General features: G+C 59.5%; 10 protein-coding genes. 6 read left to right on the top strand and 4 right to left on the bottom strand.

The window, feature by feature from the left end; all coding sequences use genetic code 11:
• Positions 1-3: 3 nt before the first annotated feature.
• The 4 genes from secA to AC07VO_RS16690 all read left to right on the top strand — a co-directional run bounded on the left by secA (position 4) and on the right by AC07VO_RS16690 (position 5,796).
• Positions 4-2,739 carry a preprotein translocase subunit SecA gene (secA, locus tag AC07VO_RS16705; protein ID WP_018926517.1) on the top strand — a complete coding sequence of 912 codons (2,736 nt, stop codon included), beginning with the start codon at positions 4-6 and terminating at the stop codon, positions 2,737-2,739.
• 119 nt (positions 2,740-2,858) lie between these two features.
• Positions 2,859-4,076: a bifunctional glutamate N-acetyltransferase/amino-acid acetyltransferase ArgJ gene (gene argJ, locus AC07VO_RS16700; protein ID WP_019581492.1), complete on the top strand. Its 1,218-nt coding sequence runs from the start codon at positions 2,859-2,861 to the stop codon at positions 4,074-4,076.
• 146 nt (positions 4,077-4,222) lie between these two features.
• Entirely contained in the window at positions 4,223-4,855 is a 633-nt protein-coding gene (locus AC07VO_RS16695; RefSeq protein WP_019581491.1) for a glutathione S-transferase family protein, read from the top strand.
• Positions 4,852-5,796 (top strand): Nudix family hydrolase, encoded by a 945-nt coding sequence (locus AC07VO_RS16690; protein WP_495007621.1) that lies wholly within the window; start codon positions 4,852-4,854, stop codon positions 5,794-5,796. The genes AC07VO_RS16695 and AC07VO_RS16690 overlap by 4 nt, the downstream gene beginning before the upstream one ends.
• Positions 5,797-5,846: 50 nt before the next feature.
• On the opposite strand, the gene AC07VO_RS16685 is transcribed toward AC07VO_RS16690, so the two are convergent.
• The 3 genes from AC07VO_RS16685 to AC07VO_RS16675 are packed head-to-tail and all read right to left on the bottom strand — an operon-like array spanning position 5,847 to position 9,430.
• Positions 5,847-6,428, bottom strand: a complete 582-nt coding sequence (locus tag AC07VO_RS16685) for a cob(I)yrinic acid a,c-diamide adenosyltransferase (RefSeq protein WP_495007620.1) — start codon at positions 6,426-6,428, stop codon at positions 5,847-5,849.
• Between the two features lie 2 nt (positions 6,429-6,430).
• Positions 6,431-8,467, bottom strand: a complete 2,037-nt coding sequence (locus AC07VO_RS16680) for a sensor histidine kinase (RefSeq protein WP_064621203.1) — start codon at positions 8,465-8,467, stop codon at positions 6,431-6,433.
• Positions 8,468-8,512: 45 nt separating this feature from the next.
• Positions 8,513-9,430, bottom strand: a complete 918-nt coding sequence (locus AC07VO_RS16675; RefSeq protein WP_086944496.1) for a putative 2-dehydropantoate 2-reductase — start codon at positions 9,428-9,430, stop codon at positions 8,513-8,515.
• Between the two features lie 140 nt (positions 9,431-9,570).
• Between AC07VO_RS16675 and AC07VO_RS16670 the strand changes: the two genes are divergently transcribed.
• Positions 9,571-10,056 carry a YajQ family cyclic di-GMP-binding protein gene (locus AC07VO_RS16670; protein ID WP_018926510.1) on the top strand — a complete coding sequence of 162 codons (486 nt, stop codon included), beginning with the start codon at positions 9,571-9,573 and terminating at the stop codon, positions 10,054-10,056.
• Between the two features lie 136 nt (positions 10,057-10,192).
• A complete protein-coding gene (locus tag AC07VO_RS16665) occupies positions 10,193-11,035 on the top strand; it encodes a mechanosensitive ion channel family protein (protein WP_258613219.1) in 843 nt (280 codons plus the stop codon).
• A gap of 140 nt (positions 11,036-11,175) precedes the next feature.
• Here the strand turns inward: AC07VO_RS16665 and AC07VO_RS16660 are convergent, their stop codons facing one another.
• Positions 11,176-12,504, bottom strand: coding sequence for an OprD family porin (locus tag AC07VO_RS16660; RefSeq protein ID WP_018926508.1), 1,329 nt, complete (start codon positions 12,502-12,504; stop codon positions 11,176-11,178).
• Positions 12,505-12,595: the final 91 nt, after the last annotated feature.

Here is a 12,595-nt window from a genome sequence, read left to right as displayed (position 1 = left end):
GATATGTTTGCGCCTTTGTTAAAGAAACTTTTTGGAAGCAAGAACGAGCGTGAAGTCAAACGCATGCTCAAGACGGTGCAGCTCGTCAATGCCTTCGAAGAGCAAATGGTGGCCCTTTCGGACGATCAATTGCGTGCCAAGACCAACGAGTTCAAGGCCCGCCTCGCCAAAGGGGAAACCCTCGACAAGCTGCTGCCAGAAGCCTTTGCGGTCGCCCGCGAAGCCGGTAAGCGCGTCATGGGTATGCGCCACTTCGATGTCCAGCTGATCGGCGGCATGACCTTGCATGAAGGCATGATCGCGGAAATGCGTACCGGTGAAGGCAAGACCCTGGTGGCAACACTGGGCGTTTACCTCAACGCGCTGTCCGGCAAGGGCGTGCACGTTGTGACGGTGAACGACTACCTGGCCCGTCGTGACGCCAACTGGATGCGTCCGCTCTACGAATTCCTTGGCATGACGGTCGGCGTGGTCACGCCATTCCAGCCGCCGGAAGAGAAGCGCGCCGCTTACGCCGCCGACATCACCTACGGCACCAACAACGAATTCGGTTTCGACTACCTGCGCGACAACATGGCGTTCAGCATGGAAGAAAAATTCCAGCGCGAACTCAATTTTGCCGTGATCGACGAAGTCGACTCCATCCTCATCGACGAAGCCCGTACCCCGCTGATCATCTCCGGTCAGGCCGAGGACAGCTCCAAGCTGTACATCGAGATCAACAAACTGATCCCGCAGCTTGAATTGCACATCGAGGAAGTCGAAGGGGAAGTCACCAAGGCTGGCCATTACACCATCGACGAGAAGACCCGTCAGGTCGAACTCAACGAAGCCGGTCACCAGTTCATCGAAGAAATGCTCACCCGCGTCGGCCTGCTGGCTGAAGGCGAGAGCCTGTATTCGGCGCATAACCTGGGCTTGCTGACTCACGTCTATGCCGGCCTGCGTGCGCACAAACTGTTCCATCGCAATGTCGAGTACATCGTGCAGGACGGTCAGGTGGTGCTGGTCGACGAACACACCGGCCGTACCATGCCGGGTCGCCGTTTGTCCGAAGGTCTGCACCAGGCCATCGAAGCCAAGGAAAACCTGAACATCCAGGCCGAGAGCCAGACCCTGGCGTCGACCACGTTCCAGAACTACTTCCGTCTGTACAACAAGCTGTCCGGCATGACCGGTACCGCGGACACCGAAGCGTTCGAATTCCATCAGATCTATGGCCTGCAGGTCATGGTCATCCCGCCGAACAAGCCGTTGGCGCGTAAAGACTACAACGACCTGGTGTTCCTGACCGCCGAAGAGAAATACGCGGCGATCATCGGCGACATCAAGGAGTGCATGGCTCAGGGCCGTCCAGTGCTGGTGGGTACCGCCACCATCGAAACGTCCGAGCACATGTCCGGCCTGCTTCAGAAGGAAGGCATCGAACACAAGGTTCTGAACGCCAAGTTCCACGAAAAAGAAGCCGAAATCATCGCTCAGGCCGGTCGTCCGGGTGCACTGACCATCGCCACCAACATGGCCGGTCGTGGTACCGACATCCTGTTGGGCGGTAACTGGGAAGTGGAAGTGGCTTCGCTGGAAGACCCGACCCCTGAGCAGATTGCCCAGATCAAGGCCGACTGGCAGAAACGTCACCAGCAAGTGCTGGAGTCGGGCGGCTTGCAGGTGATCGCTTCCGAGCGTCACGAATCGCGTCGTATCGACAACCAGTTGCGCGGTCGTGCCGGTCGTCAGGGCGACGCCGGTTCCAGCCGTTTCTACCTGTCGCTGGAAGACAGCCTGATGCGCATCTTCGCCTCTGACCGGGTGAAGAACTTCATGAAGGCGCTGGGCATGCAGTCCGGTGAAGCGATCGAGCACCGCATGGTGACCAACGCCATCGAGAAGGCTCAGCGCAAGGTTGAAGGCCGCAACTTCGACATCCGTAAGCAGCTGCTTGAGTTCGACGACGTCAACAACGAACAACGTAAAGTGATCTATCACATGCGTAACAGTTTGTTGGCCGCCGACAATATTGGCGAAACCATTGCCGATTTCCGTCAGGACGTGCTCAACGCAACCGTCAGCGCACACATTCCGCCACAATCGCTGCCTGAGCAGTGGGACGTGTCCGGTCTGGAAGCGGCGTTGCAGAGCGACTTCGGTGTGGCGCTGCCGATCCAGCAATGGCTCGACGAAGACGACCACCTGTACGAAGAAACCCTGCGTGAGAAGCTGCTCAACGAACTGATCGCCGCGTACAACGAGAAAGAAGACCAGGCCGGTGCCGAAGCACTGCGCTCCTTCGAGAAGCAAATCGTACTGCGCGTGCTCGACGACCTGTGGAAAGACCACCTGTCGACCATGGATCACCTGCGTCACGGCATTCACTTGCGTGGTTATGCGCAGAAGAACCCGAAGCAAGAGTACAAGCGCGAGTCCTTCACCTTGTTCTCCGAGCTGCTGGATTCGATCAAGCGCGACTCGATTCGTGTGCTGTCGCACGTTCAGGTGCGCCGCGAAGATCCGGAAGCCGAAGAGCAACGTCTGCGTCAGGAAGCCGAGGCGCTGGCTGCGCGCATGCAGTTCCAGCACGACGAAGCGCCTGGCCTGGAGCAACCGGAAGTGTTGGGTGAAGAGATCGATGTAGCTCTCGCCACCGCACCGGTTCGCAACGAGCAGAAGCTGGGCCGTAACGAGCTGTGCTACTGCGGCTCGGGCAAGAAGTACAAGCATTGCCACGGGCAGATCCAGTAAACCCCGTTTCAAACGCTGAAATACCCGCGCCGCGACCGGCTTCTGCCGTCGCGGCGTTTTGCCATTTAAACCACCGTCCATCGCACTGACGGTGACAACATTTTTTAAGGAGCGCATTCATGGCTGTTGGTCTTGGTCCTTTGCCAACGTTGCACCCGGTTGCCGGTTTTGAACTCGGTATCGCCTCGGCCGGTATCAAGCGCCCGGGGCGCAAGGATGTCGTGGTCATGCGCTGTGCCGAAGGTTCCACAGTGGCGGGCGTGTTCACCCTGAACGCCTTTTGCGCCGCTCCCGTGATCCTGGCCAAGCAACGCGTGCAAGGTCCGGTACGTTACCTGCTGACCAACACCGGCAATGCCAACGCCGGCACCGGCGAACCAGGCCTGGCCGCCGCCGAGCGCACCTGCGCCAAGCTGGCCGAGCTGACCGGCGTTGATGCCAGCCTGGTGCTGCCGTATTCCACCGGCGTGATCGGCGAACCGCTGCCGGTCGAGAAAATCGAAGGCGCATTGCAAGCTGCCCTCGATGATTTGTCGGAAAACAACTGGGAAGCTGCCGCCACCGGCATCATGACCACCGACACTCTACCCAAGGGCGCCAGCCGTCAGTTCCAGCATGACGGCGTGACCATCACTGTCACCGGCATCAGCAAAGGCGCGGGCATGATTCGCCCGAACATGGCGACCATGCTCGGTTACATCGCCACCGACGCCAAAGTCTCCCGCGAGGTGCTGCAAAACCTGCTGCTGGACGGCGCCAACAAGTCGTTCAACCGCATCACCATCGACGGCGACACCTCGACTAACGACTGCTGCATGCTGATCGCCACCGGCAAGGCCGCACTGCCGGAAATCACCCGTGCCGAAGGCGAGCTGTTCGCCAAGTTGAAACAAGCGGTATTCGAAGTGTGCATGGACGTAGCCCAGGCCATCGTGCGTGACGGCGAAGGCGCGACCAAGTTCGTCACCGTTGAAGTCAACGGCGGCGGCAATCACCAGGAATGCCTGGACGTCGGTTACACCGTGGCCCACTCGCCGCTGATCAAGACTGCGCTGTTCGCCTCCGACCCGAACTGGGGCCGCATCCTGGCCGCTGTAGGCCGTGCCGGTGTACCGAACCTGGACGTGAGCAAGATCGACGTATTCCTTGGCGAGGTGTGCATCGCCAGCCGTGGCGCGCGTTCTGCCACCTACACCGAAGCCCAGGGCGCGGCGGTGATGCAGCAGGAAGAAATCACCATCCGCATCGAGCTGGGTCGCGGCGATTGCAGCGAAACCATCTGGACCACCGACCTGTCCCACGAATACGTGAAGATCAACGCCGAGTACCGCACGTAAGACAGATCGCTTTCGCGGGCAAACCTCGTTCCTACAGGTCACACCACCTGTAGGAGCGAGCTGTGCGGCGATCCGACTTGCCCACGAAGACGGACCACCAGACGCTAAAGATTCTGGCTTGTACTCTTACCAAAAGGCGCCCGAACATGAGCCTCCACCTGATCATCGGCGACAAACTGTATTCTTCCTGGTCCCTGCGCGCCGCGCTGGCCCTCGACCTGACCGGCGCGTCCTACACCGAAGAACTGATCAAGCTGAACCAGCCGGACACCCGCGCACGCGTGCTCAAGCATTCGCCGACCGGGAAAGTCCCGCTGCTGAAAAGCGAACACGGCACCATCGCCGATTCGCTGGCGATTGCCGAGTACCTGGCCGAGCAATTCCCCGATGCCGGCCTCTGGCCCAAAGACACCGCCGCCCGCGCCCAGGCGCGTTCGGCCTGCGCGCAGATGCACAGCGGCTTCTTCGCCATGCGCGGCAACATGCCGTTCGACCTGAGCCACAATGCGCCGTTGTTGCCGACTCCGCCTGACGTTCAGGCCGAGATCGAGCGCATGCTGGCGTTGTGGGCTGAATGTCGTGCGGCCGCGACTGAAGCCGGCCCGTTCCTGTTCGGTGGCGCGACCCTGGCCGATGCGTTTTTCGCACCGATCGCCGTCCGCCTGCGCACCTATCAAGTGAAGCTGCCCGAGGTCGATGCAGCCTATGTCGAAACCATTTACCAATGGCCAGCTTTCAAGGCCTGGCAGAAGGCAGGTCTGGAGGAGGTCGGGCAGTGAAACGAGTACACGTGGCCGCGGCGGTTATCCGCGATAGCAACGGCAAGATCCTCATCGCCCGGCGTGCCGACACCCAGCATCAGGGCGGCTTGTGGGAGTTCCCCGGTGGCAAGGTCGAGGATAACGAATCCGTCGAAACCGCCCTGGCCCGCGAGCTTCACGAAGAGTTGGGCATCGTGGTCAATACCGCGCGACCGTTGATCAAGGTTCGCCACGACTACCCGGACAAGCAGGTGTTGCTGGATGTCTGGGAAGTCTCGGCGTTTACCGGCGAACCCCATGGTGCCGAAGGTCAGCCTTTGGCCTGGGTGACTGCGCGGGAACTGCTGGACTACGAGTTTCCAGCCGCCAACCAGCCGATCGTCTCGGCAGCACGCTTGCCTGGCGAGTACCTGATCACCCCGGACGGTCTGGAAACCCCGGCCTTGCTGCGCGGTATTCAGAAAGCCATCGCGGGCGGCATCAAGCTGATTCAGTTGCGTGCGCCCAATGGCTATGACCCGCAATACCGCGATTTGGCGGTGGACGCGGCAGGGCTGTGTGCCGGCAAGGCGCAGTTGATGATCAAGGGGCCGTTTGAATGGCTGGGGGACTTTCCGTCCGCCGGCTGGCACATCACTGCCGCGCAGTTGCGCAAGTACGCGGCGGCCGGCCGACCGCTACCGGCGTCGCGCTGGTTGGCGGCGTCCTGCCACAACGCTGAAGAGCTGGCGCTGGCCGAGCAGATGGGCGTGGACTTTGTGACCCTGTCGCCGGTGCAGCCGACCCAGACGCACCCGGATGCTCAGCCGCTGGGTTGGGAGCTGGCGTCGACTTTGATCGAAGGCTTCAGCAAACCGGTGTTCTTGTTGGGTGGTGTTAGCCCGGTAGAGCGGCAGAAAGCCTGGGAAGCGGGCGCGCAGGGTGTGGCGGGAATTCGGGCGTTCTGGCCTGAGGCTTGATTTGCAGTGCTGTGATCATTCCCACGCTCCACGTGGGAATGATCAGTCGATCAGTTTGAAGGTTTCGCCGCAGGCTGCCATAAAATCTCGGCAATCCCCTGGCGCTTGGCAATCAACCGTGCCGCCACAAACAACAAATCCGACAACCGATTGATATACGCCAGGCCCACCCCGGCCAACGGTTCGATCGTATTCAATTGCTGACACCGGCGCTCGGCACTGCGCGCCAGGCTGCGGCACACGTGGGCCTGGGCAATCAGCGCCGAACCGCCGGGCAGAATGAAATTCTCCAGCGGCCCCAGTTCTTCATTCCACACATCAATGGCCGCTTCCAGCCGTTCGATTTCTGCCGTGTTCAGTGCCTGATACACCGGCATGGCCAGTTCGCCACCGAGGTCGAACAACCGATGCTGGCAGGGCGCCAATACCTCGATCACTTCGCCAAGTCCGGGAAACTCGCCACTTTGCGCGGCCAACCCGACCAACAGCACGCCCACCTGGCTGTTCAGCGTATCGACCTCGCCAATGGCCTCGATTCGCGGATGGTCCTTGGGCACCCGGCGGCCGTCACCAAGCCCGGTTTCGCCTTTGTCACCGGTGCGGGTGTAAATCTTCGACAAACGAAAGCCCATGGTTACCTCGACAGCTGATTGAGTTCTTGAGAGTTCACCGCAGTGCCCGACAAAGGCAGGCGCAAGGTGAAGCAAGTGCCTTGGCCCGGCGTCGATTGCACTTCCATCTGGCCCTTGTGGTTGTTGGTGATGATGAAATACGAAACCGAGAGCCCAAGGCCGGTGCCCTGACCGATTTCCTTGGTGGTGAAGAACGGCTCGAACGTGCGTTTGCGCACGCTTTCGCTCATGCCGATGCCGTTGTCCTCGACCTGGATTTCCGCCCACGGCGGATTCAGTTTTGTGCGCAGAATGATCCGCCCCGGTTCGCGGTCGTCTGTACGCTGGTGAATGGCTTGCGCAGCGTTTTTCAGCAGGTTGAGCAGCACCTGTTCCAGTTCGTTGGCGGTGCCGGGTACCGGGCCCAGCGCCGGATCGAACTGGCGAATGATCGCCTGGCCCTTGAAGTCGAAGCCAATGGCCAGGTCGAAGTCGTTGCCGGCGATTTCCACCGCTTGATCGATCAGTGCCGGCAGGTCGCATGGTGCCATTTGCCGAGTGCTGCGGCGGCTGAAGCTGAGCATGTGGGTCACGATCTTCGCCGCCCGGGCGCCAGCCTGCTGAATGCCGTCGAGCAGCTGCGGTACTTCACGCGCTTTCAGGTACTTATTGACCGTTTCCAGTTCGATGCCCATTTGCTCGGCCTGTTCGAGGTTCTTCGGCAGGTCGGGGGACAGACGTCGACGAATGTTCTGCACGTTGTGCAGGATCGCGCCCAGCGGGTTGTTGATCTCATGGGCCATACCGGCGGCGAGGCCGCCGACCGAGAGCATTTTTTCCGACTGCACCATCATCTCTTCCAGGGACAGACGCTGGGTGATGTCGTCGATCCGGATGACCACGCCACGTCCGGCACCGCCCATCAAGGGGTAGAACGTCAGGGCGTAATGCCGGGGTTCGTCGTCCTTGGGCCAGGTAACGCGTTCGATCTTGGCCACCGTATGCTGCTCGACGGTTTGCTTGAGCTGCGGCAGGAACGGCTTGAGGGGTTTGAAGGCGAGAAAAATCGGCTGGTTCAGGGCTTCGTCCAGGCGCGTGCCGGACAGTGCGCTGGCCTCCTGATTCCACTGGGTCACGTAAAGCTGCTCGTCGAGGGCGATCAGTGCCGATGGCATGGAGTCGATGATGCTGTTGAGGTAGTTCTGGAAACCGGTGAGTTTTTTCTCGATCTTGCTCCGCACCTGAACTTCCAGTTCCAGCTTGCGGTTGGTGTGACGGGTTTCTTCGGCCAGCCCCTGGGCCTGGTCGTAAGCCGCCTGGGAATCGTCGCGGGCGCGCTTGAGCTGCTGCTCCCGGGCCTCGATGCGCGAGAGCATGGTGTTGAACGCTTCGGCGAGGCTGCCGATTTCGTCGTGGTTGCCGCGAGAGGCGCGCAGGGCGTAGTTCTCTTCCCGGGTGACTTGCCGGGACAGCTCTTCGAGCTGATGGATGGGGCGGGTAATCAGGCGTTTGATCTGCCGGGCGATCACCAGCCACAACAGCACGCTGAAGATCAGAATCCCCAGGCTGGCGGTCAGGGTCCCGGTGTAGAACGCCATCGGCAATTCGCTGCTGGCCACCAGCAGCAAATGCCCGGGAGCGGTGCCGGGGCGGGGCAGGGTGATCACTTGATTGCTGCGAAACTCCGTGGCTTGCCAGGCTTCGAGGTGCTGGTAGTGCTCTGGCAGGCTCAGCATGTCGCCGTGTTGCAGCTGCGCCAGACGCGTACCCGTGCCGTCGTAAAGGGCTGCCGCACGCAGTGGTGAATAACTGTTGAGTTCGTTGAGCAGGCGTTCGGCGTTTTGCGGCGACTTCAGGGCGTCGGACACCAGGCTCGGGTTGGACACCAGTCGGCCGATGGTCTGCAGGGCCTGGGGGGCCATGCTTTCCTGGGAGATGTAATACGCGGCGCTGATAAAGGTCAGGTTGGCGACCAGCAAAACGGTGGTCAACAGCACCAGCAGGGCGGCCAGCAGTTTCTGGCCGACCGGAAGGTTTTCAAGGCGCTGGCGCAATGGCATCAGGTTCATCGCTGAAAAGGAACAAGTGGCCAGCGTAGCCGCTGCTCAGTCGCTGGGCAATCCAAGGCTGTGCAGATGATCGATCAAGCGCTGCTGCAATTGATTGAGGTGGGGCAGGTTCAACTGATGCCGCGACGCAACTTTGCAGGCATGGCCCAAGAGGTAGCTGATTTCGGTGCGGCGCTGATTGGCGACGTCCTGGTACATCGAGGAGAAATTGGTCGCGGTAGCCTTGATCACCCGTTCGACTTCCTCCCGGAGGTTTTCGGCTGCCGCCGGCTGGCCGCAGCGCTCCAGCAGTTCGGTGAGTTCGGCGCACAGGGTGGCCACTTCGCACTGATGTTGCTGCAAGCCGCCGTTGCGGCATTCGTGCAGGACGGTCAACGGGTTGATTGCACAATTGAGCGCCAGCTTGCGCCACAGCCTTGTGAGAATGTCGGTGCTCCACTCATGGGGAATGCCGGCGTCGCTCAAGTCCTCCAGCCAGAACGGTGCCACTGGATGGCCGGCATCTCCCAGCCAGGTGTAACCATGACCGGCAAACACCACACGCCAGTCGCCATCGCGAAACGCGCCTTCGGTACTGGAAGCGAAGATGCAGCGGGCATGCGGGACTTGCGCGGCGACGGCGTCCTGGCTGCCAAGGCCGTTTTGCAACAGGATCAGTTCGGCGTCCGGTGTCAGGCGGTGGGCGAGCTGGGCCACGGCTGTTACGGCGTCATAGGCTTTACAGGCTACCAGCAGACGGCTGATCGGCCCGTCGCTGTCGGCTGTTTCGCCAGGCACCGGGTACAGCTGCGCTTCGCCGTGCTCGACCAGCGTCAGCCCGCCCGCCGCCTGATAGGCCTGCAGGCGTGCCGCGTCCCGTACGATCAGCCTGACCGGCACTGAAGCCCGTGCCAGACGGGTGGCCCACAACGTGCCGAGGCTGCCGGCGCCCAGAACATGCCAAGGGGTAGACATCAGCTTTTTACTCGGTTTGTCGCTGGCATGTGAGGCTCGCAGTATCGGTTGGAAAAGACCCGTTATAATGAGCCCGATTTTAACCGCAAGCCAAGCGCGCTCCATCGTTATCGAGCGCGCCTTTTTATTGGAGAAATTACATGCCGTCGTTCGACGTGGTATCCGAACTGGACAAACACGAAGTCACCAACGCGGTCGAGAACGCCGTCAAGGAACTCGATCGTCGTTATGACCTGAAAGGCAAGGGCAGCTTCGAGTTCAAGGAAAAAGACCTGACCGTCAACCTGACCGCTGAAGCCGATTTCCAGCTCGAAGCGATGATCGAGATCCTCAAGCTGGCCCTGGTCAAGCGCAAGATCGACGTGCAATGCCTTGAAGTCAAGGATGCCTATGCGTCGGGCAAGCTGATGAAGCAGGAAGCGGTCCTCAAGGAAGGCATCGACAAAGAGCTGGCGAAGAAAATTGTCGCTCACGTCAAAGATGCCAAGCTCAAGGTCCAGGCTGCCATTCAGGGTGAGCAGGTGCGTATCACCGGTAAAAAGCGTGACGATCTGCAGGAAGCCATCGCCGCCCTGCGCGCCAAAACTTTCGACATGCCGCTGCAGTTCAATAACTTCCGCGACTGATCTTTCAAGCGGGAACCTCTCGGCGATTTCGACGTCCGAGGCCCAAGCAACGGCAGAAACGACCGAGCCTTATGGGGGCGGTCTTTCTGCCGCTCATTTTTTGCGTGCCGGGCAGCCGGAAATCAGGAGAAAGTAGATGGATTTGAATACTGAAGTGGACAACCTGGTCAAGGCATCTCAAGCCTGGATTCCGATGATCATGGAATACGGCAGCCGCGTGTTGCTGGCGGTGATCACCCTGGCCATTGGCTGGTGGCTGATCAACAAAGTCACGCAAAAACTGGGCGGCCTGTTGGCGTTGCGCAACGCCGACCTGGCGCTGCAAGGCTTCATCAGCAGCCTGGCGAACATCATTCTCAAGGTTCTGTTGATCGTCAGCGTGGCGTCGATGATCGGTGTGGAAACCACCTCCTTCGTCGCGGCTATCGGTGCAGCCGGCCTGGCCATCGGTCTGGCCCTGCAGGGCAGCCTGGCGAATTTCGCCGGCGGCGTGTTGATTCTGTTGTTCCGTCCGTTCCGTATCGGTGACTGGATCGAAGCCCAAGGTGTTGCCGGTACTGTCGACAGCATCCAGATCTTCCACACTGTTCTGCGCACAGGCGATAACAAAACCATCATCGTGCCTAACGGTAATCTGTCGAATGGCATCATCACCAACACCAACCGCCAGCCGACCCGCAAAGTAGTATTTGATGTGGGTGTGGACTACGAAGCGGACTTGCAGAAGGCCCGTGAAGTGTTGCTGGACCTGGCCAAGGATCCGCGAGTATTGGCTGAGCCGGCACCGGAAGCGGTGATTTCCACACTGGGCGACAGTTCGATCACTGTTTCTCTGCGGGTGTGGGTGAAGACTGCCGACTATTGGAATGTGATGTTCATGTTTAACGAGCAATCGCGTGATCGTTTGAAGAATGCCGGTATCGATATTCCGTTTCCGCAGCGGGTTATTCGCGTGGTGCAGGAATCGGCGGCGGTGTAAGGAACAGTCAATCAACTGATGTCTGACCTTTTGGTCAAACATTTTGCAAGCCCCGATCCTTTAAACAATGCTGTAGCCAATAAAAAAGGCCCATCCGAAGATGGGCCTTTTTTTGATTACCGCGAACTAACTTTCTGCGATTACAGAATGTTGAGCGGGTAGTCGGTGATCAGGCGGAACTCAGAGATATCGCCTTCGCCTTCGTCTGCGTTGGCGGTGTGCCATGCTTGACGGATGCGGAACGACAGATCTTTAGCTGGGCCGGACTGAATTACGTATTTAACTTCCACGTTGGTTTCGTGGTGTTTACCGTCTGCACCGTACAGGCCAGCGTAAGGGCTGCCTGCTGGAGTGTTGGTGCCGTCGATGTCCCAACCTTTCACGTAACGGGTCATGAAGCTCAGACCAGGGATGCCGTATTCGGCCATTTTCAGGTCGTAACGGGCCTGTACCGATTTCTCGCCAGGGGCGTTGAAGTCAGAGTACTGGATGGAGTTGGCGAGGAAGATCGAGTCGCCACCACGGTTGTTTTTACCCACGCCGATATAGTCGAACGGAGTATCGCCATTCACTTTCTGGAAGCCCAGGGTGATGGTGTGTGCCTTCAGGAACGAGAAAGCAGCAGCGAGGGAGTAGGCGGTGTTATTGATTTCGCCTGCTTTAGCGCTACCAGTGTCCCTGGTGTTGTAGATGTTACCGTCGAAGTTGATCGACTGATCGCCACCCAATGCGAGGGTGTAGTTCGCGTTGGCGTAGTACTGGTTCCAGATGTCTTCGAGCTTGGCACCGTAGAGCGACACGCTCAGGTCTGGGGTAATGCCGTACTTGCCACCGAAGTAGTCGATGGAGTTGGCTTTCACGCCAGCGTAGGTTGCCCACAGGTCGCCATCACGGGCATTTCGGTCCTGACTGGTCGCCGAGTAGAAGTGACCGGCTTCGAGGTCGAGGTCTTTGACTTCGCTGCTCTGCAGTTGGATACCGCTGGCAGTTTGGTGAAGGATGCGGGAGCCGCCAACAGCGAACACCGGAGAAGTGCTTGGCTGCATGTCGCCGATTTTCAGCTCGGTCTTGGAGATGCGGAACTTGGCGGCAGCGCCGGCTTTGCCCTGGTTGTTTTCGACTTCGCCATCATTGCCCACGGGCATGTTGCCGGTACCCGAATACTTGTCGGAACCGTCCAGCTTAATGGCCAGTTGGCCCCAAGCTTCAACGCCAACACCGATCAGACCTTGGGTGTAGCCCGAGCTGTACATGCCCTGGATGCCCTGGGTCCAGTCTTTGTCATCGACGGCGCCGTCTTTCTTGTTACGGTTGTAGTAGTAGTTGCGAACCAGCAAGTCGAGCTTGCTATCTTCAACAAAACCTTTGGCGTCAGCCTGGTCACTTACGAAAGGTGCGGCCGTAGCCAATTGAGTACTGGCTGCTGCTGCAACTGCCAGTGCGATCATGCTCCACTTCATCACGCGCATCGTGATTTGCTCCTTTGGTTTTTAGAAGAGTACTGCCGTCCCACCTGTTTTATTATCTGGGCGGCTCTTTCTTTTTGTGTCGGCGCAAACT

It is taken from the genome of Pseudomonas sp. GW821-FHT03E01 (assembly GCF_059420765.1).
Note: the sequence above shows the minus strand (reverse complement) of the source record. Positions and strands in the feature narration are given on the sequence as shown.

Bases quoted from the DNA above. Each gene is read 5' to 3' on its own strand.
- secA (WP_018926517.1), top strand. From the start codon at position 4: ATGTTTGCGCCTTTGTTAAAGAAACTTTTTGGAAGCAAGAACGAGCGT.
- argJ (WP_019581492.1), top strand. From the start codon at position 2,859: ATGGCTGTTGGTCTTGGTCCTTTGCCAACGTTGCACCCGGTTGCCGGT.
- AC07VO_RS16695 (WP_019581491.1), top strand. From the start codon at position 4,223: ATGAGCCTCCACCTGATCATCGGCGACAAACTGTATTCTTCCTGGTCC.
- AC07VO_RS16685 (WP_495007620.1), bottom strand. From the start codon at position 6,428: ATGGGCTTTCGTTTGTCGAAGATTTACACCCGCACCGGTGACAAAGGC.
- AC07VO_RS16680 (WP_064621203.1), bottom strand. From the start codon at position 8,467: ATGCCATTGCGCCAGCGCCTTGAAAACCTTCCGGTCGGCCAGAAACTG.
- AC07VO_RS16675 (WP_086944496.1), bottom strand. From the start codon at position 9,430: ATGTCTACCCCTTGGCATGTTCTGGGCGCCGGCAGCCTCGGCACGTTG.
- AC07VO_RS16670 (WP_018926510.1), top strand. From the start codon at position 9,571: ATGCCGTCGTTCGACGTGGTATCCGAACTGGACAAACACGAAGTCACC.
- AC07VO_RS16665 (WP_258613219.1), top strand. From the start codon at position 10,193: ATGGATTTGAATACTGAAGTGGACAACCTGGTCAAGGCATCTCAAGCC.
- AC07VO_RS16660 (WP_018926508.1), bottom strand. From the start codon at position 12,504: ATGCGCGTGATGAAGTGGAGCATGATCGCACTGGCAGTTGCAGCAGCA.